Raw genomic sequence first — 23,402 nt, 5'->3', positions numbered from 1 at the left:
ATACTCTCTGGTCTAATTGGTTTATTAAAATTTATTAAGCTATAAGCGCTTAAATGGGGGTTAAAGCAGTGTGATTCAACCCCTCGGTGTTCAGTTCTTCGATCGGCGTATCTAAGATGATACGCCCATCACTAAATCAAAATTAACGTTAGATAGGACGAACACTATCTCTGTCGAGCTCTGCAGCGAAGCGTCTTTCGATAAACTGTACGTTGGCATCGTTTTCCAAACTGGTAAACGCGTCTTTCAACTTACCTTGGTACAGCCTTTCTCGTAATTCTAGTGGTGTTTCACCACCATCACCGATTTCAACACTTAGATGACACTCTTCCCCGAGTACCGTATTCAGAGACTGTAACAGTTCACTCTGCGCTCGGTCCGTATTCAAGTGAGCCTGGCTCGATCTCAAGGTTAACGTTATCGATGTATCGTTTTTAGTAAATACAGAGTTCAACGCTAACTGTTCAACAAGCTTAGCTGTCTCTAGCTTTTGAATCGTGGCAGACCACTCATCTTGAGCAATCGACTCATTCAGCAGTTTTTCAACCATTTCTGGCGTTTTGACGTGCTCTAACGCTCGCTTGATCTGAGTAGGTGTAAGCTCTTTGCTCGCCTCTTTTACAACAGGTTTAGACGGTTTCCAGCGATAAGGTTCATTATCATTGGTAACATTTTCTGTCGGAGAGGTCGGTAAAGAAGCTGGCGACACCCGCTCAGAACCACCGTGTTGCTGAGCAACTCGGTCAAGAACTGAAGTTTTAGCAGGTGTCGCTTTAGCCTTTTTTGGCGCTGAACCTTTGCCATCCTGTGCTGCACTACCTCTACGCTGAGAGCGCAATTGGTGGCGCAAACCACTGACAGGTGATGCCGGACGAGCAGGCTGCCCTTCTGGAGCAGACGGTGCAACGTTTTGTGGCTGAGCCGGAGCTTGATTCTGATAGCTCACTTGCTGCTGAGGCTGTGCTTGTTGAGCCATAGGACTCATCGACTGCTCTGAACCGTAGCTAGGACGTTCGTCATAAGCTGGCGGCGCATCATACTGGCTTTGCGGGTAATCCTGCTCTGGATAACCTTGATGACCAGAATGCTCAGGGTAGCCTTGTGAATTCGGATACTGAGCCGGACTTTGCTGCGGAGCTTGTTGTGCAGGTTGCTGCTGCATCTGCGGCTGTCTCGGAGCGGCCGTTGGCGCTGGTTGACTAACCGGCTGAGCTTGACTCTGAACCGGCGCAGCAACAGGGCTTGTCGACTGAGTAGAGATAGCCGTTGCTACGCTTTGCTCTGCAGGCCTAAATGCCAACATGCGTAAAACCACCATCTCAATACCAACACGTGCGGTTGGCGATAACGGTAAGTCTTCACGACCTTTTAGCACTATCTGGTAATAAAGCTGAATATCTTGAGGGCTTAACGCTTTACTCAGCAGTTCAAGCTTCTCTGCGTCAGGCTGCGCTTTGTCTAAGGTAGACGGCAACGCTTGATACATGGCGAGACGATGAAGTTGCGCAGCAAGTTGATTCAGCAAACCATCCCACTCTACGCCATTCTCAGCCAAGTTTTGGATACAAGCCATCGCTTCTTGTGGCTGCTTACTGCTAATAGCCTCAAGTAGATGGATCGCTTGATCGGTATCTAATGTGCCAAGCATGTGCGCAACCGTATCAGTCACGACATTGCCGTTGCCTAATGCGATAGCTTGGTCCGTCAGGCTCAAGGCATCACGCATACTACCGTCGGCGGCATGAGCAATCATTCCAAGGGCACGAGACTCAGACGTTACCTTCTCTTGTTCAAGAATATGGTCAAGCTGCTCGTGAATATTATCAACGCTGATCGGCTTAAGATGGAACTGCAAACAACGCGACAAGATAGTCACTGGCAGTTTTTGTGGATCGGTCGTTGCGAGCAAGAATTTCACATACTCAGGCGGCTCTTCTAACGTCTTTAGAAGCGCGTTGAAACTGTGCCTAGAAAGCATGTGTACTTCATCGATAAGGTAAACCTTAAAGCGACCACGCGCTGGCTTGTACTGAACATTGTCCAGAAGCTCGCGGGTATCTTCTACCTTAGTACGTGATGCCGCATCGATCTCTAGTAGATCAACAAAGCGACCTTCATCGATCTCTTTACAAGTTGCACATTCACCACAAGGGGTTGAAGTAATGCCGGTTTCACAGTTAAGTCCCTTAGCAAACAAGCGGCCGATGGTCGTTTTACCGACACCGCGAGTTCCGCTAAATAGGTACGCATGGTGCAACCTATTTTGGCTAAGGGCATTCTCTAATGCTGTTAAAACATGGGCTTGACCAACCACTTCTTTGAATTTGGTTGGTCGCCATTTTCGCGCTAACGCAAGATAGCTCATGAATAATTCCGAAAAGGATTAGTGGCCGTCGAATTCGCAGATGCTAAACACTTCTAGACCTAAGCCTTCTAAGCGCTTGTCACCACCGATTTCTGGAAGATTAATTACAAATGCAGCGTGCTCTACCACACCACCAAGCTGACGAATCAACTTTGTTGTCGCTTCAATCGTACCGCCAGTTGCTAGTAGGTCATCAACCATCAGCACTTTATCGCCTTCAACGATAGCATCAGTATGAATTTCTAGTGTATCTGTGCCGTACTCAAGCTCATAAGATTGTCCCACAGTTTCACGAGGCAGTTTGCCCGGCTTACGCACAGGAATGAAGCCAACACCTAGCTCTAATGCTAAAGGCGCACCGAATAGGAAACCACGAGCTTCAGTACCAACGATCTTAGTAAAGCCCATGTCCTTGTATGTTTCCGCTAACAACTCGATAGTCGCTTTGTAAGCTGCTGGGTCTTCCATCAAGCTTGTTACGTCACGGAACAAAATACCCGCTTTAGGGTAATCAGGAATGCTTTTGATGCTTGCTTTGATCAGAGAGATTTTTTCTGTGTTCATAATCTTATGCACTTCATTAGGCCGCTTTCCAAACTCTGGTTAACGAATCAAACATCAACGCTTGAAATTAAGGAAAGGTACGATTGGTATTCATTGCAACGAGAGTCATAACTCTAATTGCTGAAATAATAAACGCCCGCTATACAAGCAGGCACACTGGCTTAATGGTAGTGATTTTCTTTGCTGTCAGCAACCAACTCATGGGTTGGAAGTCGCATAAACCATGTGAGAAGAATAACAAGTACACAAATTAGGAAAGCCTTGACCCAAATGAGTGGAGCAAAGTAGATAGATAACGCAAAACTCAACAAGATAAAGAATACGCCACGCGTTTTAACTTGCTTGGTGACAGCGCCGTGTTGGTACCAGTTTTCTAACAGAGGACCGAGCGTTTTATGCTCATGCATCCATTTGTGAACTTTTGGATTGCTTCGCATGAAACATGCACTAGCAAGAAGAAGGAAGGGAGTGGTTGGCAGAACGGGTAATACAATCCCTAGAACTGCGAGAAAGATACAAAGGCCACCAGCAATATTCAGGCTTAAAACTCGAACGCTAATTGTGGCCTCCTTGAGTTAGCTATCACCATTTGGCGACGACAGCTTAACTAAAATGTTGCGTAGCCATTAAATACACGGATCAACGTTAGTGTTGCTGGTAGTAATGGAATCATTAAAAATGCGGCTAGAAAGCCTAAAAAGTAGAATACATTAAACGGGTCTTTAAAGTCTTGATTATCTGCCATGATTGCTTCTTGTTTTTGTTAGTAAAGGTAAGTCCAGTGGCGAACCAAACCCGCTTTGCTAAATAGACATTTAACAAAAAAGGCATAGCCACACCATTTGCGCAACTATACCTTAATCAATTATTCACAAAAACCGAGGGAATATAGGGTTAATCGGTTGTCCCTTGATGGATATCCAAGCTGAAACTTGCCGCTCCAAGCAGGCTCAACGACAACTGACAGCCCTGCTCTATTGGCAAGTCTCTGGTGATAAAGTTCTTTTTACAGTTATCGCCTAAGCGTTCACCTGCTGCAATATGTTGATTCATTTCACCATTCGACCAACGCCCATCCAAACCCGCAGGCAAAATTGAGATGGTGCCCTCAGCGAGGTTAGCAACTCCAAACAGCGCGTTGACAGGTGTTGAACACGCCGAGCAGCGAATCCCTTTCTCCAAAATTTCAGCGATATCTTTGAGGTCAGCACTAAAATCTTTTCTGTTTCTTAAGTAATCGTGGAACAAAGCTCTCACTAACAAGGTAGTCGCAGAGCCACCATTTTCAGAAGACGCTGAATCGACAAGGTAGAAAGCAAACTGCCCATTCATCGTCCATGCATAATCAAATACAAGCGGCATCATTTCCGTTGATTGCAACAAACGGTAGCTGCAACGCCATGAGCCTTGTCTTGTGTCTTTGTCTGGTAACAACGCGTGCAACAAATCTCTTGCTGCGCTTGGGTTGTCCTGCAAGTAATTCAGGTGCCAATGTAACTCTTGGTCTTCCGGGATCTCTCCTCCATCATCCACACAAAACCACTGGCTTGAGAAATCTCGTTGATCTGAAAGGTTGTCGAACGAATCTGTTAATGTGTTGGCAATCGCACTGCTTAGATGACCGTGGTCCTCTAATGGCTTAGCTAAAAAGTCTTTAATACCAAATCGTAGTGCTTTCGCTACATCAGACATGTCATCTGTCGCAGACACCACAATCATAGGCAGTGATGGGTACTCTAAACTGAGCTCTTCTACAAGCTCGATACCGTCCAGGATCGGCATTGATAAGTCACACACAATTAAATCTGGCGCTGCATCTCTGAGCTTCTGCAAAGCGTCCAGTCCGTTTTCAGCCTCAACCACTTTATAACCAACCTTTTCAAGGTAAGCGCCGGTTATACGGCGAAAAATAGGATCATCATCAACCAACATTACGCATTTCTGGTTCATCACTTCCTGTGCCGAGGTCATTACTGGCTGACTGTGAGTTTTGTACATAATTTCTAACCTCACAAAACTAAGTCGAATTATTATTGTTATCTGTTCTAAGAACTAATATAAAACTTAGTAATAAAATGCTAAATACACAAATGTTCACTCTTTACTGGTAATTCGTGACAAGGCTTGGAATACTTGTAAATAGTGCAACAAGTTGACATGACGCAAACATTGATCTCAATGTTACGTATAAATTAGATGAGATTGTAAACAAATGTGTCTGGATTTATGAAATTAGATGATTTAAACCTCTTTCGACTCGTCGTTGAAAATGGGAGCTACACCGCAACATCGCGCAAGACTATGATTCCGGTTGCGACCATCACACGACGCATCCAAGCTCTAGAAGACTCGCTAAACCTGAGACTTCTCAATAGACACGCGCGTAAACTCTCTTTAACAGAGGCTGGCGAACGTTTCTTTAATGAATGCTCTCCACTGCTGCAACGTCTCTCTTCAACTGCTGAAGAACTGACGGATGTTTGTAAAGGTGCTTCCGGTAAGATCCGCATTACAGCGCCTTCCAACCTGACTAAGCGCATGATGATGCCAATGTTCAGCGACTTCATGACTCAATACCCAGATATCAATATTGAGTTGATGATGAACAACCAAGCTGATCAACTCGACCCTACAGAGTGGGACGTGATTTTCAGAGTAGGTCCGCAACGTGATTCAAGCCTCATCGCTCGAAAAATCAGTGAAGTAAAAGATATTCTTATAGCGAGCCCTGATTACTTAGCGAAGAACCCTGCACCGAGCCATGCTGAAGAACTGGCGAACCATTCATTGCTTAAAGGCTACCCACTGATTAAGTGGCAGCTAAGTAACTCGAATGATGAGACAGTAGTTAACAGTGAAAAAGGCCGCTTCAACGCAAACGCACTTAATGTGGTGAGACAAGCTTGTTCTGAAGGTCTAGGTATCACACTGATGCCAGACGTGATGATTCGCGAATACATTGAAGACGGTAGCCTAGTACAAGTACTGGAAGACTGGAGCGCTAACCCGCGTGACATCTACATGCTTTATAACCACAAAGACCATCTACCTGAGAAAGTTAGATTGTTTATTGATTTTGTGATCGCTTACCACATTCACTAGGTTAATCCCCTACTTCAAAAACAAAAAAACCAGAGCCGATGCTCTGGTTTTTTATATTCTTGCCACTAACGAAAACTAAGCGCCTTCGTTGTGTAACTCTAGGTTCGCTAGATCTTGTTGGATCTCACGCTGAATCTTAGAATCGTCATTACGTAGAGAGTCTAGGAAATCTAGGTACGCTTGGTCGATATCACCCGTTACATACTCGCCATTAAACACAGAAGTATCGAAACGCGCGATGTCTTGGTTGCCCATGCCTACCGCAGAAATCAAGTCTGGTAGCGTTTGGAAGATCAGAGCGTCTGCGCCAATCTGCTTACAGATCGTTTCATTGTCACGACCATGAGCAATTAGCTCAGTCGCGCTCGGCATATCGATACCGTAAACGTTAGGGAAGCGAACCTCAGGAGCCGCTGACACCATGAACACTTTGTTTGCGCCAGAGTCACGGGCCATCTCAATGATCTGCTCTGAAGTGGTACCGCGTACAATAGAGTCATCAACCAATAGAACGTTCTTATCCTTAAACTCAGAGCGAATTGCGTTGAGTTTACGGCGAACCGACTTCTTACGCTGCTGCTGTCCAGGCATGATAAACGTACGACCAACGTAACGGTTTTTCACGAAACCTTGACGGTATGGCTTGTCGATAGCTTGAGCGATACGCAGTGCAATGTCGTTAGAGGTTTCTGGAATTGGGATAACCACATCAATGTCTAAGTCTGAATACTCTTCTTTAATACGCTTACCGAGTAATTCACCCATCTCAACACGTGCGCTGTACACAGAGATTTTATCGATGAATGAATCAGGGCGTGCAAAGTATACAAACTCAAAGATACATGGGTTTAGTTGTGGGTTGTCTGCGCATTGCTTAGTGAAAAGCTCGCCATCGAATGTTGCATAGATAGCTTCACCAGGTGCCACATCGCGCATGAAATCAAAACCAACAGCATCCAGTGCTACCGACTCAGACGCTACCATGTACTCTGTTTTACCTTCGACTTCACGCTTACCTAGACACAGTGGACGAATACCGTGTGGGTCGCGGAATGCGATCATACCGTGGCCGATGATCATAGCTGTTACTGCGTAAGCACCACGAATTGTGCGGTGTACGTTTGATACAGCGCGGAAAACATCATCTGAAGTCACGTTACCTTTAACCGTATCGATCTCATGAGCCAATACGTTCAATAGCACTTCTGAATCCGAAGTAGTGTTCACATGACGACGGTCTTTTTCAAATAACTTTTCGCGAACTTCATTTGCGTTCGTTAGGTTACCGTTGTGAGCCAACGTGATGCCAAAAGGCGAGTTTACGTAGAAAGGCTGAGCTTCCGACGCGCTTGAGCTACCTGCAGTCGGGTAACGAACATGGCCAATACCAACGTTACCTTGGAGGCGTTGCATGTGTTTTGCTTCAAAAACATCTTTTACTAAACCGTTCGCCTTACGCAGACGGAAACGATTGCTTTCTATGGTACAAATACCAGCGGCATCTTGGCCACGATGCTGCAATACCGTTAAAGCGTCATAAATAGACTGGTTTACAGGTGTTGAACCCACGATTCCAACAATACCACACATGTCCTAATCCTCGATTTTTCGACATTAACTGGCGCTATAGCGCGCCAGATAAGAAACTAGATGTTGCTTGTAAATGCTCGAAGAACGGCGCAATGATTCGACTAAATTCCGGAACCAACTGCGAATTCTTCCACCACTCAGAACTTGGGAATGCAGTAAACGCATCCATGAAAAACAACACTGCAGAAACAATCAAAACACCACGTAAGCCACCAAAGACGACACCGAGGATTCTGTCTGTACCTGACAGGCCTGTTTTCTGAACTAGCTGCCCGATAACATAGTTAACTAAAGCACCGACAACTAACGTTGCAACAAACAATGCTGCTATCGCAGTTCCGTTTCGAAACATCTCATCTTCGATATTGGTGAAGTACACCGCTAATTTTGCGTAGTACTGGCTAGCAATAAAAAATGCTCCAAACCAAATAACGAGTGACAACGCTTCTTTAGCGAAACCACGAACTAAACTGATCACGGCAGAGAAGCCGATCACGCCTAAAATGACAAAATCTAACCAATTCATGAATTCTTCATCTTAAGTTGGCGCGCATTTTAACAGAAAAAATGCTGACGCAAACGTTTTCTTATGGATTTAACGGTTTAAATTTGAGCAATTGGCCTTTTGAACCCGTAATTTTTTCTAATTCCTTAATTTGTCGCTCAAGTTTGGATTTAGATACATCTGGGCCAATAATTACTCGCGTAAAAGTTTTTTCTTGCTTGGTGTGAGCCTGATAACCACGCTTTTGCAAATCCTTAACCACGCTTTTCGCGTTGTCAGCATTCTTCAAAGCCATCAATTGAATGATCCAAGCGCTGTCTTGGTACTCATTTTTTTCAGGTACTGGCTTAACCACAACCGCCACTTTATCTGCTTCTTTTTCAGAAGCCGATGCCGTTTGGGTTTCTGATGACCCACCGCTTTCGGCCACTCGCTCGACTGGAGAATCCGGCAGTGCAATCTGATCTTCCACTGGGTCAAGAACCTCAAACACTTCCACATTGCTATCAAGCTCGGGCTTAATAGGAATGCTCGCAAACTCTTCTTTGTAGTGAAGTTTTTTACCATCAAGCACATCTGGCAATACAATCACGCCAATGGCCACTAAAATGATGGTGCCGACTAAGCGGCTCTGAAATTTACTTGCCATCTAGTTTCCTTTTTTCTGCCAATGCTCCAGCACTTCCCCTACTGTATGGAAAGAACCGACCACCAACACGACATCGTCTTCACCTTTCGCTGATGCTAACGCCGCCTCAAACGCCGCAACCGGGTTTGTATGCTGCTCAACACCTTGAGGAAGGCTCTGACAAAGTTCAGCTGCCGTTGCTGCACGTGGCCCTTGTAGAGAAGCTGGGTACCAGTGTGTTGCAATTGGTGCTAACACTTCTAATGTTGCTGGAATGTCTTTGTCATGAAGCATAGCGACTACAACGTGCAAGTTCTTGCCCGCATATTTTTTAGTAACTTGCTGTGCAAAGTATTCTGCTGAATGTGGGTTATGAGCCACATCGAGCACAATCACAGGCTGGTCACTAATTTGTTGCATGCGCCCAGGAAGCTGAGCGTTCTTCAAACCATTAACCACGTTCACATCGCTAATATCTAACTCTGATGTGCCCAGTGCCATCAATGCCGTTGCCGCGTTCGGGAGTGGCAATGTTGGGATAGGAAGCGACTCCAGTTGGAATGCACCGCTATGCCAGTTCCAAGTATCGCCATCAACGGCATAGGTATATTGAATACCGACCTGATAAAACTCGGCTTTGATATCATCGGCGTGCGCAGCAACCGTCGCTGGAGGCTTAGGTTGACCACAGATAGCCGGCTTACCGCTACGATAGATTCCCGCCTTCTCAAAACCAATCACATTGATGTCATCGCCAAGCCAATCAACATGGTCAACCGCCAAGCTCGTAATGACAGACACATCGTGATCAACGATATTAGTAGCGTCTAAGCGCCCGCCGAGGCCAACTTCTAACAATACAACGTCGACCGCTTCCGTTTGAAAAGCGCGCAACGCAGCCAAAGTACCGTATTCGAAGAAGCTCAGGCTGATTTCACCACGTTCTTTCTCAATAAAGTCAAAAGACTGAACCATCTTTTCATCAGATAGATCTTGACCATTGATACGAACGCGTTCGTTGTAGCGAATTAAGTGAGGAGAGCTGTAGACACCAACAGAGTATCCCGCATCTAATAGAATGGCTTCCATCAGTGCGCACGTTGAGCCTTTGCCGTTGGTTCCGGCAACGGTAATGACGTGTTTAGCAGGTTTGGTAAGATTTGCCTTAGAGGCGACGGCCTGAACTCGGTCTAGTCCAAGATCAATAGCACTGGTGTGGATGTTTGATAAATAATCAAGCCACATCTCCAAAGAGGATGTGGCTTGAGGAATAGGTTGTTGACTCATCTAACTCATAACCATAATAAAGTTGGTTTGTTAGAAGGTACTTTACCCTTTTTCTGGCGCTTCTGGTACTTCATAAGCAGCTTCATTCGGTGAATCGTTCACAGAAACTACTAATGGTGAAGGCTGATTGGTCATTTTTGCAACTAGGCTAGCTACGCGCTGACGCATTTCACGACGGTCAACGATCATATCGATAGCACCGTGGTCTAGTAGGAACTCACTACGTTGGAAACCTTCAGGTAGGTCTTCACGTACTGTTTGCTCGATTACACGACGACCAGCAAAACCGATCAGTGCTTTTGGCTCACCGATATTGATATCGCCAAGCATGGCCAAACTTGCAGAAACACCGCCCATTGTTGGGTCAGTCATTACTGAAATAAACGGCAGGCCTTTCGCAGATAGACGCTCAAGTGCAGCACTGGTTTTTGCCATTTGCATTAGAGACATTAATGCCTCTTGCATACGCGCACCACCACTTGCAGAGAAACAAACTAAACCACAGTTGTTTTCAATAGCAGCATCTACAGCACGAACAAAACGAGCACCTACTACAGAGCCCATTGAACCGCCCATGAATGAGAATTCAAACGCACACGCTACGATTGGTAGACCTAGTAGTTCACCTTTCATTGCTACAAGTGCGTCAGTTTCACCACTGTTCTTTTGAGCAGCAGAGATACGCTCTTTATAACGCTTAGAGTCTTTGAACTTCAGTTTGTCTTGCGGCTCAAGATCAGTACCAAGTTCAACACGCTCACCTTTGTCTAGGAATGTTTCTAGGCGGCGACGTGCTTTCATGCGCATGTGATGGTCACATTTTGGACATACTTCTAGGTTACGCTCTAGCTCAGCATGGTAAAGCACCTGCTCACAAGAAGTACATTTAGTCCAAACACCCTCAGGGATAGACGCTTTACGAGATGTTACGATGTTGCTTTTTTCTAAAATCTTTTCAAGCCAACTCATGGAAGACCTTTTGTTTCGATTCTTCCGCTTGATTGCGAAAGAAATAAATTTGGGAATTATGCGAGGAGATTAAAGCACATAAAACAGCAAGTGTAGATAAAAAACTGGTTGTACCTATTTTCTTGAGCTATTTTACGCACGATTTCGCAATATTTTTTGAACCTAAGTCCCACATTTAGTTCAAATTATCTGGAAGAAACAGAGGACCAATTGGCTCTCTTGGAAGACCGAATTCTTCTGGATAATCCACATCAACTAAATAGAGACCTTCGGCTTTAGCAGTTGCTCCAGCCAACTTACGGTCTTTCGCTTCAAGTAACCACTTGATCCACTCTGGCTTCTGCTCACCTTTACCAACGGCAATTAGGCTACCCGTAATGTTTCTCACCATATGGTGCACAAACGCATTCGCCTTAATATCAATCACGATGTAATGGCCATGACGAGTCACGTTCAAGTGAATCATATTTCGCCACGGGCTATGAGACTGGCAGTGCGTTGCTCTAAACGACGTAAAATCATTTTCACCCAGCAAGTACTGACCTGCCTCATGCATCTTTTTCTCGTCAAGGTGACCATGATAATGGCTCACGCCTGAATTTAAGATTCCAGGACGCAGTGCATGATTGAAAATGATATAGCGGTAGCGACGTGCCGTTGCAGAGAAGCGAGCATGAAAATCTTCATTCACTTCTGTTGCCCAACGAACAGCGATGTCTTTAGGCATGTTGGCGTTTGCACCCATTGTCCATGCCACCATTTTGCGGTCGACATTGGTTTCAAAGTGAACGACTTGTCCCGTACCGTGAACACCGGCATCCGTTCGTCCTGCACATTGAACTTCTACTGGGTGATTTGCGACAACCGAAAGAGCCTTTTCCAATTCTTCTTGGACACTTTTCACGTCTCGTTGGCGTTGCCAACCAAAGTAGTGGGTACCGTTATATTCAATACCTAAAGCAATTTTCATGTTCTTGTTCTCTTTGAAAATGGGCGAGAAGTATATACGGAAATGAGTGCTATCCCAAATAGGATGGGACTAAATCTACAATATTAAAAGCACGACCCGCCAAAAATAAAGGGTAGCCAATGCTACCCTTTATATCTCGCTCAATTTATCGGCCGTTTAACGTATCGATAAGATTCTTAGCTTCGCGACGAATATCGTCGCTTCCGTCGACTATCGCTTCTTCTAGAAGCTTAATCGCGCCTTGAGAGTCACTCATCTCAATGTAGATTTTGGCGAGATCAAGCTTACCAGCGGCTTCAGCGTTACTATCAACATCATAGTTTCCTATATCGCCAATCACATCAGGGAATTCGTTAAGACCAACATCCAGCTTCAGCTCTTCTTCGTCTGGGTTAATAGCATCTTCACCTTCTTGCTCAACTTGAGCCATCAACTCATCGATGGTCATGTATTGCTTATCACGACTATTCGATGATTCGGTCAGGTTATCTTGCTGCGCCCAGTTCTCTTCTTTGATCTTAGGTTCAGCTTGCTGTTCTGCAGACGCCCAGATCTCTTGTTGATCATCCGGCACACCATCTTGCATGCTCGATTGCTGTTCTGGTGCAAGATTAAAACCTTTCCAATCTTCACCGCCCACTTCAAGCATTGCATCAATATCTAACCCAGCGCTATCAATCGATGTCGCATCTAATGGCTTCTCGAACATGTTGTCGACTGTGTCTTGAACATCTTCTGAAAGCAATTCAGCCAAATTAGTTTCATCAAAGTTATCGAAGCCTTCTAACGGCTCGTCTTCAACTTCATTCACCTCAGTGCTAGGTGCTAAAGGTGCGCTTGTTGATTCGTTCGCTTCTGGGAATCCAGCTAAATCTGCTTCATTGACACCCGAGAAATCATCCGCACCAGCAAAACTTTGTGGGTTCGAGAACAGGTCATGCAGTGCGTCTTGCTCTTCTCCCTGCGGACTAAAGGCAGTTAATGGCGTAGGCTTTTCTGCAAACGCATCAGAGATCGCTTCATCTTCACCGTATTCAGGCAAATCGAACTCGTCAAACTGTACCCCTTGCTCTTCTGCCACAGGCTCAGCACTGCTCTGCTCAATATCGTCTAAAACAGAGTCCGCTTTAGCGCTTTCTTCATCGTATTCTGGAAGGTCAAGATCATCGAACTCAAACTTCTCACTGCCATCCGATAAATCCTGCTCTAACTGAGCTTCATCAGGTTCACTAACAGCCTCTGCAAGTGCGTCTTCCTCACCAAACTCTGGTAGCTCAAAGTCGTCAAACGAGAATTCGTCTTCACTTGGTTGCTCTGTAGCTTCTGGTTGTGGTGCTGTTTCAGGTTGCGGCTCAGCTTGTGCTTCTGTGCTAACTTCTGCCTCAGCTTCCGCTAACGCGTCTTCTTGATTAAATTCTGGAAGCTCGAAGTCATCGAACGAGAACTCGTCTTCGCTCTGTTGTTCTACAACTTCTGGCTGTGAGGCTACTTCAGGTTGAGGCTCAGCTTGCAGTTCAGTGGTAGTTTCAGCCTCAGCTTCCGCCAACGCGTCTTCTTCATTAAATTCTGGAAGCTCAAAATCATCAAACGAGAACTCGTCTTCGCTCTGTTGCTCCGCGGCTTCTGGCTGTGTTGCTGCTTCAGGTTGTGGCTCAGCTTGCGCTTCAACGATAGCCTCTGTCTCGGCTTCAGCTAGTGCATCTTCTTCACCAAACTCTGGAAGCTCGAAGTCATCAAACGAGAATTCATCTTCGCTCTGTTGCTCTACTGGCTCTGGCTGCAGGGCCGTTTCAGGTTGAGACTCTGGCGTTGGTTCTTCAGCAGTTTCAGCCACTGCTTCAAAGGTGTCTTCGTCAATCAGCCAATCGTCGTCTTGTGGTACACCGAATTCATTTGGAATGATCTCTGGCATATTCGCAGCACGAACTGGCTCTGGCTCTGGCTCTGGCTCTGGCTCTGGCTCTGGCTCTGGCTCTGGCTCTGGCTCTGGCTCTGGCTCTGGCTCTGGCAAGGATTCAACAACATTATCAAACTCTTCGCTACCTTGAATCTTAGGTTCAAAATCAAAATCAGAGTCAATGTTCGATGGTGATTCTACATCGTTGATCGCTTCAGCTAGCCAGTCTTCAACTGTATCTTCATCATCGTCAGAAATGTCACCCAATGACGCAGGAGACGTAGCTTCACTCTCAAAGCTGGTTGCGATTTCTTCTGAGCTACCCAGTTCCGGTGAAGGCTCTAGCTCAGGATGTTCCTGCTCAAATTCATCAACACTGGTATTTTCAGAGAGTAACGAGTCGATATCTAACTCATCGCTTTCGACCTCTGGTTTTGTATCTCCGACCGCGGGTTCAATCACGTCAGATTGAGCTTGTTGTTCAGAAGCTTCTTCAACCACTTGGTCAAGTTCTGGCGTCATTAGCTCATCGATAAGCGCTTCATCGGTGGTTTCCAATGCGTCATCCAACAAAGCATCCGTTGCAGGCGCGACACCAAACATATCATCAATAAAGTCATCACGATTAAATGCGGCAGCTTCATCCTTAAGCTCAGGCTCTGTGCTATTTTCTATCGCTTCTGTACTTGCTAGCTCATCGTTAAGTTCGATGTCTTCCAAACTCGGGGCTTGTTCAGTACTTGCCGGTTGCTCCAACTCTGCTTCTGGAGATTCCAAAAACTCTGGGGCAGTAGAAGGCTCTGCAAGTAATGATTCAACATCAGCGTCAGCAAGGCTACTGACTTCATCACTCTGCTTGTCAAAATCAAATGCAGCTTCTAGCTCTTTATCAAAGGCTTGAACTTCGGGTTCAATCTCATCTTCAATACCGCTCGTCAGTAGCTCGTCGAACGGGTCAAGAGACTCTGTCGCTTGTTCACCATTCTCATCGTCAGATAGCTCACTACCCAACAATTCGTCCAAGGTTTCATCACTTTCAAGTGTGAACTTGGCATCATCAACGTCATCGTCAAGGAAATCATCAAGTAGGTCAGTGCTCTCTGCATCGAGTTCGAAGTCATCATCAGAATCACTTAGCAACTCATCCAACATGTCAGTGCTGTCTTCAGAAATGTTAAGTTCATCGTCGGTCGATAAGCCTGACAGTTCTTCCAACTCAGACAGAGCATCAAAACCTAGAGGTTCCCCTTCAGAATCTTCATCAGAGTCGCTCTCTAACATCTCATCAAGTAAGTCTGTCGAGTTACTTAAATCAACATCATCACCAGCTAATTGCTCGTCAAGCAGGTCAACACTCTCCTGCTCCTCTTCGCTTTCTACTGGCTGGTCAAACTGAGCTAAGATGTTTTCGATATCGTCGTCAGACGCCAAACCGCTGTTTAGATCTTTGGCACTGTCATCGTCGCTATCTAGGTTGAAAGGATCGTTCTGTTCATTCTGGGCAGCCACTTGCGCAAAGATGTCATCAATATCATCTTCAACACTTGTTGGCTCTAGTTGAGAGGTTTGTTGCTCAGAAATAAGTGCATCGATATCAAAATCATCGCTTGCAGACGTCTCTGTACTCGGCGTCGAATCACTTTGCTCTTCTGAGATCAGTGCGTCAATGTCGAAGCTGTCGTCGTCTTCGTCATCCAACGCGAACAGATCATCAAGCATCGATTGGTCCAGTTCGTTGGAGCCTAGGTCTTCTGTCTGAGACTCTTGAGATAGCAGAGCTTCAATGTCATCAGCAGACATTGAGTTGTCGTCCGACAGGTCAAAGTCACCATCATCAGAATCAAGTGCACTTTCTGCCGTCTTATCAAGCGCACGTTCCATCTCTTCTAGGCCAAGCGCTTTCTCTTCACCATTAACACTGATGCCGTTGCTGCTGTCTAAATCTAGATCATCGAAGTTAGTGTCTAAATCGCCGTTCTCACCAATGCTGGCAAACGGGTCATCGTCTTCACCATCAAGGTTGAAATCAAGGTCTGACTCATCTAGACCCGCAAACACATCGTCTTCATCAGCCAGTGCTTGATCATCAAACAGCTTATTTGCGTCATCTTCCGTACCAAACAGCTCATCATCGAGAGACAACTCATTGTCTAGGTCATCGATCTCATCGCCCAACATCATTGGAGCAGCGCTGCTTGGCTCTGGCTGAATAGGCTGGTCTTGCGTTGGTTGTTGCTGCTCTTCATTTTTAGAACGGCGCCCTAGCAAGATCACAATGATAAGACCAAGTAAAAGGCCTGGAATGATCGCAAGTGCAGCCACTAGCCAACCATTAGACAGCAACTGGTCAATCGCACTTGGCGCCATTTTTTCGATTTCAGCGTTCTTTCTACGCTCTTCAGCAAGTAACTTTTCAACTTCACTGCGAATACGGTCTTCGTCACTTAGTTCTGTCTTAAGAACATCCACCTCGGACTGCACATCCGATAGCATTAATCTAAGTTGGTGATTCTTCTCTTCCAGTGACAACAGCTCTGTTTCAGATAACTCTAACTGCTTCTCGAGTTTGTTCATGTCTTTAACAGGAGAAGTAGCAGCCACTGATTTTTGTACTGTTTCAGCAGCAGGGGCTGGTTTAGTAGCAACCGAACTTTTCGAACCTGCATTCGATTGATTGGAGGTTTGAGCTGCTTTTGGTTTGACTGCAGGCTTAGCGGCCGGATCATCCAGCTTGGCCAAGTGCGAGTTCATGATGTTGATGGCTTGCTGCGTAGAGCTTGCACGAGCTTGCTCTAAAGAAGGGACACGTAAATGACTAGCTGGCAGCAAGCTATGGATATTCTGGTTTTCAAACGCTTGTGGGTTCAGTCGGTAAATTGCCAACAAGGTTTGTTGGACGGAGACAGAGTTATCTGGACGCAATCTTGACGCGATAGACCATAGCGTTTCATTGCCACGAGTCGGGCCATAGAAACGAGAAGGCTCTGCGCTATTCGATTGAGCTCTTTGAAGAGGTTCTGAAAACGTAGGCGCTGATTGTATCTGACCATTAGGCCCTACAACTCGAATGGAATCTGCACGAACAACGGAAATCTGAGTCGCAATGATAACGGCAAAAGGTATTAACCACTGCTTGAAAATTTGAAACATAAAAGGCTCAGCTAGGTGCTTAAATTCGGATAAAGTGATGATCTATTAAATATATCGGATAAATGACGTAAAACTATAGAGATGAAAACAAAAAATGTGTTGCAGCGACAATATTCGCAGCAATTTCACACAATTTGACTAACAATATTTTTAATCGATTAAAAAAGCCCCACTAAAGAGTGAGGCTTGTTTATCAAAGCGGTGAAGCTTAGAAGTAATCGCGAATCAGAACTTCAGCGATTTGTACTGCGTTTGTTGCAGCGCCCTTACGAACGTTATCCGCAACAACCCACATGTTGATGCCGCTGTGATGGCTGATGTCGTTACGAATACGACCCACCATTACATGGTCTTTACCGCCAGCGTCACGTACTTGTGTTGGGAATTCCATACCATGGAAAACTTCAACACCTTCTGTGTTTTCTAGTAGTTGAACCACTTGGTCTGCACCGATTGGTGAGCGAGTTTCTACGTGTAAAGATTCTGCATGACCGTAGAACACAGGTACACGAACACACGTTGGGTTCACCGTGATTGAAGAGTCGTTAAAGATCTTTTGTGTTTCCCAAACCATCTTCATCTCTTCACGCGTGTAGCCGTTTTCCGTGAACTCATCAATTTGAGGGATACAGTTGAACGCGATCTGCTGTGGGAATGCTGAGTTTTCAGCTGGCATGCCGTTGAGAAGCTTAGCGGTTTGACCAGCAAGCTCATCGATACCCGTTTTACCTGCACCAGAAACCGATTGGTAAGTAGATACGTTGATACGTTCTAGGCCGACTTCATCGTGAATTGGCTTAAGCGCAACCAGCATTTGAATCGTTGAACAGTTTGGGTTCGCAATGATATTGCGGTTGCGGAACTCAGCAATTGCTTCTGGGTTCACTTCAGGCACAACCAGTGGAACATCGTATTCGTAGCGGAACTTAGATGTGTTATCGATAACGACCACACCTTCATCCGCAGCAACTGGAGCCCATTGTTCAGAAAGGTCGCCACCAGCAGAGAAAAATGCGATATGAACTTGAGACCAATCGAAGTCTGCAACGTTCTGCACTTGTATCGTCTTACCATTAAAGCGGTAAGTTTTACCTTCACTACGTTCACTTGCTAGTAAGTGCAGTTCACCGATAGGGAATTTACGCTCTTTAAGTACTTCAAGAATGGTTTCACCAACCGCACCAGTCGCACCTAAAATAGCAATATTAAATTCTTGGCTCATTGTTTCTCTCTTTTATAAAGTTGGCTTTACCATAAAACCGAGTTTAGCTAACGGTGCTAGATTACAAGAATCATCACCTGTTAACTCGACTGCACTGTACTCTCTGCGGTCCCAATATTCTTTACGCATCTTGTCAAAAGAACCTGGCGTAGCGATATTGCGACGGAATAAGGCATCGTCTTTGCGCACATCATAGATCAACTGAGTCAAATTGTGCAGTGTTGCTTCGTCCCAAGCTCTATCTAATTTCATTTGAGGCACAGGCGCTGTCGGCAATAGATCGCTCGCGTAAGCGCGTTGTTCACTGCCTAAGAACTCACAATAGCTGTTAAAGATCATCGTCGTACCGCGTGCTTTGCCCTCTAGACCGTAGCCCGCTACGTGAGGTGTTGCAAAAGCGAGTAAAGGAAGCAGCTCCATGTCGACTTCAGGTTCAAACTCAAATACATCAAGGACGGCCGTGAAGCCATCAGCTTTTTGCAGACGAGCTTTTAGCGCTTGGTTATCCACGACAGGGCCGCGAGCCGCATTTATCAGGATTTGATCCGCACGCAAGTTATTTAGCACTTGCTCATTGATTAAGTGATGCGTTGGGAATTCACCCGTTTTAGTGATTGGCGTATGCAGCGTGATAACGTCAGATTGCTTAAGCAGCGTTTCTAGTTCTGTAAACTCACGAGTGTCACCCTCTTGCTGTTTTAGAGGGTCGTTCAGTAGAACTTTAATACCAATACCTTCAAGGCATTTTGCTAAGTAGCTGCCCACTTGACCACAACCAATAATACCGACTGTTTTATCAAATACAGAGAAGCCTTGTTGCTGCGCAAGAACCATCATTGCACTGAACGCGTATTCAGCCACACCTACCTTGTTACAGCCCGGTGCCGCGGTAAAGAAAATGCCACGCTCTTTCATCAATTCTTGGTCGACGTGATCCATACCTGCCGTCGCGGTACCGACAAACTTCAGTTTATTGGCTTTGCTGATTAATTCTTCGTTCACCTTGGTGACAGAGCGAATCATCAGTGCGTCTACGTCAACCAGATCGTCCGCAGTTAATGTGCGACCAGACTTCATTGTCACTTCACCTAGCTGGCTAAAAAGCGCTTCTGCATAAGGCATGTTTTCGTCGATTAAGATTTTCATTTGGCGAGTACTTTTGTTGGGGTCTATCGACCTTAATGTGAATTGAAATGATTGTGCAAAATTCCACACACGGTGTCGAGTAGCAAATGGAATACGTTATGAATAAAGGCTTGTTGAGATAAGGATTGATTGCCCTACGCAGCTTTTACTACTCAAGCCTAAAACGAAAAATGCCCGATTGAATTAACAATCGGGCAAACATCCAGAACAAAAGGATCCTATCTCGCTCTCCAGGAGACAGAGTCTGCGTCTGTTCGACCAGTACTGACCAAAGCCACTACTGATCAAGCTCTGGAAACCTTTCCATTTCTAAACCTATGTTTAGAAAGCTTTGTTCTGTGGGTCATGGTTAATGGGTTACCTGTGCGTGTTGAAACTGCACTCGCGTCACCCGTTAACAATTAACCTTTGTCTATCTAACTCAAGCCTAATTAAGCTTGGTATTTTTTGATTACTAGCGTTGCGTTTGTACCGCCGAAACCAAAGCTGTTAGACATAACTGTTGTTAGCTCTTGCTCACGAGCTTCAGTTACAATGTCTAGGCCAGCAGCTGCTTCGTCTAGGTTAGAAACGTTAATGCTTGGAGCGATGAAGCCGTTGTCTAGCATTAGCGTTGAGTAAATCGCTTCGTGTACGCCAGCTGCACCTAGAGCATGACCTGTCATCGCTTTAGTTGCTGAGATTGCTGGGCTGTTGCCACCAAATACTTCTTGGATAGCACCTAGCTCTTTCACGTCACCAACTGGAGTTGAAGTACCGTGAGTGTTCACGTAGTCAACGCCATCAACGTTTTGCATTGCCATCTTCATACAACGAACCGCGCCTTCACCAGAAGGAGCAACCATGTCGTAGCCATCTGAAGTTGCGCCGTAGCCTACGATCTCACCGTAGATTTTCGCGCCACGAGCAACTGCGTGCTCAAGCTCTTCGATTACTAGCATGCCGCCGCCACCAGAGATAACGAAACCATCACGGTCTGCATCGTAAGTACGAGAAGCCAGCTCAGGAGTGTCGTTGTACTTAGTAGAAAGTGCGCCCATTGCGTCGAACATCATAGTCAGAGACCAATCTAGTTCTTCACCGCCACCAGCGAATACTACGTCTTGCTTACCTAGTTGGATAAGCTCCATTGCGTGACCAATACAGTGTGCCGATGTTGCACATGCAGAACTCATAGAGTAGTTCACACCACGGATTTTGAAAGGAGTTGCTAGACAAGCAGAAACCGTTGAAGCCATTGTACGTGGAACCATGTATGGACCAACACGCTTAACGCCTTTCTCACGGATGATGTCTACTGCGTTTACTTGGTTAAGAGAAGAAGCACCACCAGAACCCGCAACGATACCGGTGCGGTCATTAGATACTTGCTCTTCTGTTAGGCCAGCGTCTGCAATTGCTTGCTCCATTGAAAGATAAGCGAATGCCGCTGCATCACCCATAAAGCGCATCTTTTTGCGGTCAATATGGTCAGCAGGGTTCATTTTAAGGTTACCCCAAACTTGAGAGCGTAAGCCGTTTTCCTTGAACTGCTCTGAAGCGGTAATACCAGATTTACCCTCTTTCAGTGATGCTAAAACTTCTTCGACGTTGTTACCGATACTTGAAACAATACCCATACCGGTGATTACGACTCGTTTCATGTGACATTCCTATAATTCTAAATTCAGCTAGATGATAACTAAGAAGCCCAACAAAAGTGGTCAGCTTTCCTAGAAATTCGTACAATCCCTACCAACATATCGCTTCAAATCACAAAATGATAGATTTTATGACTTCAATTACTAATGCTGAGCTGGAATGGAATGAGTCTGGCACGCCAGTTTCAGACCAATTTGACGACGTTTACTTCTCCAACGTGAATGGTTTGGAAGAGACTCGTTACGTTTTTTTAAAGCAAAACCACCTTCCAGAGCGTTGGCTTGAACATGATCAGCGCCGTTTTGTGATCGCTGAAACTGGCTTTGGTACAGGCCTCAACTTTCTTGCGGTTTGGCAATGGTTCGATGCTTTCCTTAAAGATAACCCTCAAGCTATTACCAAAGAGTTACATTTCATCAGTTTTGAGAAATATCCTTTAAACAAAGAGGATCTCATCAAAGCGCACCAAGCGTGGCCTGAATTAGCCGAGTATGCGACGCAACTCCAAGAACATTACCCTATCGCTCTGCCTGAATGTCACCGCATTGTATTGGGCGATGGCACAATCACATTGGATTTATGGTTCGGTGATATCAAAGACTGTATGCCAAGCGTGCCTACGCCAAAGAAAGGTTTGGTGGATGCATGGTTCCTAGATGGATTCGCCCCAAGCAAAAACCCAGAGATGTGGAACCAAAACCTATTCAATGGCATGGCAAAGCTAGCCAAACAAGATTGTAGCTGTGCGACTTTTACCGCGGCCGGTTTCGTGCGTCGTGGGTTAATTGAAGCTGGCTTTGAGATGAAGAAGGTCAAAGGCTTTGGTACTAAGCGCGAAATGATTGCAGGCCGACTTGGCGAAAAACATGCCCATACCAATATCAAACCTTGGTATGGCTTATCAGAGCACAGCGACTCACAAGACATCGCGATCATCGGTGGTGGTGTTGCCAGTGCTGCATTAGCCAAAACGCTAAGCCGCCGCGGCAAGAACATCACCCTTTATTGTGAACATCCACAAGCTGCTGGTAACGCCTCTGGTAATAACCAAGGTGCAATTTACCCGCTATTAAGTGAGGCGACCTCAAACGTTTCGCGTATATTCGGCCCTGGATTGTTGTTTGCACGTCAGTTCATCAATCAAGCGGCAAAGTCTATTGAATTTGATCATAACTGGTGTGGTGTGAACATTTTGATGTGGGATGAAGGCTCGACTAAGAAGCTCAATCGCATGTTGGAAGGTAATTTCCACACCGATCTGATTCAGCGTTTATCACCAGAGCAAGCAAATGAAAAGGTCGGTTTGCCAGTTGATAAAGAGAGTGTCTACTTTCCTCTGGGTGGGTGGTTAAGCCCACTTCAGCTTACTCAACGCCTTATTGGTCAATTAGAAGAAACCAATAAAGTAAGTACACACTATCAACACCAAGTGACTCAGTTAGAGTGGCTCGAAGCTGAACAACAATGGCAACTCACTATTGAGACACCACGAGGTGAGATTCAAACTAAACATGACCAAGTAGTTGTTGCGAACGGCCACAAGTTCACTCAGTTTGAGCAGACTCAACCTGTGCCTCTGACTCCAGTTAAAGGTCAAGTGAGCCACATTCCGACCACGGAAAACCTCAACAAACTCAAAACCGTGTTGTGCTTTGATGGTTACTTAACACCACAAAACCCAAACAATGGGCACCATTGCATTGGCGCAAACTACGACAAAACCAACATCGACCAAGAGTTTGACATTGAGGTTCAACAGCACAATGGTGAGCGCCTGCACGGATCACTGCCAGACCAAGAGTGGACAAAAGAGGTCGATACCAGTGGCAACCTAGCGCGCCAAGGCATTCGTAGCGTAAGCCGCGATCACCTTCCGTTTGTCGGTAACGTTGGCGACTTTGAAGCCATTAAAGAGCAATATCAGAATCTGCATAACTTTAACCCACAACGTGACTCGGTAGATGATGTTCAAACGGTGACAAGCTTCCCTAACCTATTCTGTTTTATCGGTTTAGGCTCACGAGGGTTAAGCTCAGCTCCATTACTTGCAGAAGTGTTAGCATCACAAATCTGTGGCGATCCACTACCTCTACCAGCTGATGTGCTGGAAGCCATCCACCCTAGCAGAATGTGGGTGCGTAGGCTGCGTAAAGGCAAGGCGCTAACGGCTGGATGGGTTGCAGATAAACAGGCGAACGCCAATCAATAGCTGATGTATTGTTCGTTCAGTAACTCTGAATATCTGTAATGAAAAAGCCCGAGTGTGAACTGACCCCCAATAGTTGGACACCAATTATTGGGGGTCTTTTTATGTCCAAATATAGCCGAGAGCTAAAATGTATCATTGCTAAGCAATATTTAGATGG

17 protein-coding genes are annotated in these 23,402 nt (G+C 45.6%); 2 read left to right on the top strand and 15 right to left on the bottom strand.

The window, feature by feature from the left end; all coding sequences use genetic code 11:
• Window positions 1–148: 148 nt before the first annotated feature.
• From dnaX to F0228_RS20920, 5 genes are all read right to left on the bottom strand, one after another.
• On the bottom strand, window positions 149–2,365 hold the full coding sequence (gene dnaX / locus F0228_RS20940; RefSeq protein ID WP_171731523.1) for a DNA polymerase III subunit gamma/tau: 2,217 nt from the start codon (window positions 2,363–2,365) through the stop codon (window positions 149–151).
• Window positions 2,366–2,383: 18 nt separating this feature from the next.
• Window positions 2,384–2,929, bottom strand: a complete 546-nt coding sequence (gene apt, locus F0228_RS20935) for an adenine phosphoribosyltransferase (RefSeq protein WP_171731522.1) — start codon at window positions 2,927–2,929, stop codon at window positions 2,384–2,386.
• A gap of 161 nt (window positions 2,930–3,090) precedes the next feature.
• Window positions 3,091–3,462, bottom strand: coding sequence for a YbaN family protein (locus tag F0228_RS20930; RefSeq protein ID WP_032498517.1), 372 nt, complete (start codon window positions 3,460–3,462; stop codon window positions 3,091–3,093).
• Window positions 3,463–3,536: 74 nt separating this feature from the next.
• A complete protein-coding gene (locus tag F0228_RS20925; protein WP_004740644.1) occupies window positions 3,537–3,674 on the bottom strand; it encodes a hypothetical protein in 138 nt (45 codons plus the stop codon).
• A gap of 149 nt (window positions 3,675–3,823) precedes the next feature.
• Window positions 3,824–4,927, bottom strand: coding sequence for a response regulator (locus tag F0228_RS20920; protein WP_137407834.1), 1,104 nt, complete (start codon window positions 4,925–4,927; stop codon window positions 3,824–3,826).
• 228 nt (window positions 4,928–5,155) lie between these two features.
• On the opposite strand from F0228_RS20920, the gene F0228_RS20915 reads away from it, so the two are divergent.
• On the top strand, window positions 5,156–6,031 hold the full coding sequence (locus F0228_RS20915; RefSeq protein WP_061033732.1) for a LysR family transcriptional regulator: 876 nt from the start codon (window positions 5,156–5,158) through the stop codon (window positions 6,029–6,031).
• A 75-nt stretch (window positions 6,032–6,106) separates the two neighbouring features.
• Here the strand turns inward: F0228_RS20915 and purF are convergent, their stop codons facing one another.
• The 10 genes from purF to fabB form a co-directional block, all read right to left on the bottom strand.
• The gene (gene purF, locus F0228_RS20910) at window positions 6,107–7,621 is read right to left on the bottom strand and encodes an amidophosphoribosyltransferase (protein WP_008220291.1); all 1,515 of its coding nucleotides are present in this window, start codon (window positions 7,619–7,621) and stop codon (window positions 6,107–6,109) included.
• A 34-nt stretch (window positions 7,622–7,655) separates the two neighbouring features.
• Entirely contained in the window at window positions 7,656–8,147 is a 492-nt protein-coding gene (locus F0228_RS20905) for a CvpA family protein (protein ID WP_004740640.1), read from the bottom strand.
• A 61-nt stretch (window positions 8,148–8,208) separates the two neighbouring features.
• The gene (locus F0228_RS20900; protein ID WP_171731521.1) at window positions 8,209–8,775 is read right to left on the bottom strand and encodes an SPOR domain-containing protein; all 567 of its coding nucleotides are present in this window, start codon (window positions 8,773–8,775) and stop codon (window positions 8,209–8,211) included.
• On the bottom strand, window positions 8,776–10,041 hold the full coding sequence (gene folC, locus F0228_RS20895) for a bifunctional tetrahydrofolate synthase/dihydrofolate synthase (RefSeq protein WP_171366556.1): 1,266 nt from the start codon (window positions 10,039–10,041) through the stop codon (window positions 8,776–8,778). It abuts the gene before it with no gap.
• 42 nt (window positions 10,042–10,083) lie between these two features.
• Window positions 10,084–11,010, bottom strand: coding sequence for an acetyl-CoA carboxylase, carboxyltransferase subunit beta (gene accD / locus F0228_RS20890; RefSeq protein WP_004740637.1), 927 nt, complete (start codon window positions 11,008–11,010; stop codon window positions 10,084–10,086).
• A 175-nt stretch (window positions 11,011–11,185) separates the two neighbouring features.
• The gene (truA, locus tag F0228_RS20885) at window positions 11,186–11,980 is read right to left on the bottom strand and encodes a tRNA pseudouridine(38-40) synthase TruA (RefSeq protein ID WP_008220283.1); all 795 of its coding nucleotides are present in this window, start codon (window positions 11,978–11,980) and stop codon (window positions 11,186–11,188) included.
• A 145-nt stretch (window positions 11,981–12,125) separates the two neighbouring features.
• Entirely contained in the window at window positions 12,126–17,027 is a 4,902-nt protein-coding gene (locus F0228_RS20880; protein WP_171762721.1) for a FimV/HubP family polar landmark protein, read from the bottom strand.
• Between the two features lie 208 nt (window positions 17,028–17,235).
• Window positions 17,236–18,249: an aspartate-semialdehyde dehydrogenase gene (locus tag F0228_RS20875; RefSeq protein WP_061033729.1), complete on the bottom strand. Its 1,014-nt coding sequence runs from the start codon at window positions 18,247–18,249 to the stop codon at window positions 17,236–17,238.
• 12 nt (window positions 18,250–18,261) lie between these two features.
• Window positions 18,262–19,395: a 4-phosphoerythronate dehydrogenase gene (locus tag F0228_RS20870; RefSeq protein WP_171731519.1), complete on the bottom strand. Its 1,134-nt coding sequence runs from the start codon at window positions 19,393–19,395 to the stop codon at window positions 18,262–18,264.
• Between the two features lie 431 nt (window positions 19,396–19,826).
• A complete protein-coding gene (fabB, locus tag F0228_RS20865; RefSeq protein WP_004737973.1) occupies window positions 19,827–21,038 on the bottom strand; it encodes a beta-ketoacyl-ACP synthase I in 1,212 nt (403 codons plus the stop codon).
• A gap of 56 nt (window positions 21,039–21,094) precedes the next feature.
• Here fabB and mnmC point away from each other — a divergent pair, with 56 nt between their 5' ends.
• Window positions 21,095–23,245, top strand: coding sequence for a bifunctional tRNA (5-methylaminomethyl-2-thiouridine)(34)-methyltransferase MnmD/FAD-dependent 5-carboxymethylaminomethyl-2-thiouridine(34) oxidoreductase MnmC (gene mnmC / locus F0228_RS20860; protein ID WP_171731518.1), 2,151 nt, complete (start codon window positions 21,095–21,097; stop codon window positions 23,243–23,245).
• Window positions 23,246–23,402 lie beyond the last annotated feature (157 nt).

It is taken from the genome of Vibrio sp. 99K-1 (assembly GCF_013114585.1).
Lineage (GTDB): Bacteria > Pseudomonadota > Gammaproteobacteria > Enterobacterales > Vibrionaceae > Vibrio > Vibrio chagasii_B.
This window is presented reverse-complemented; position numbering and strand designations above follow the sequence as displayed.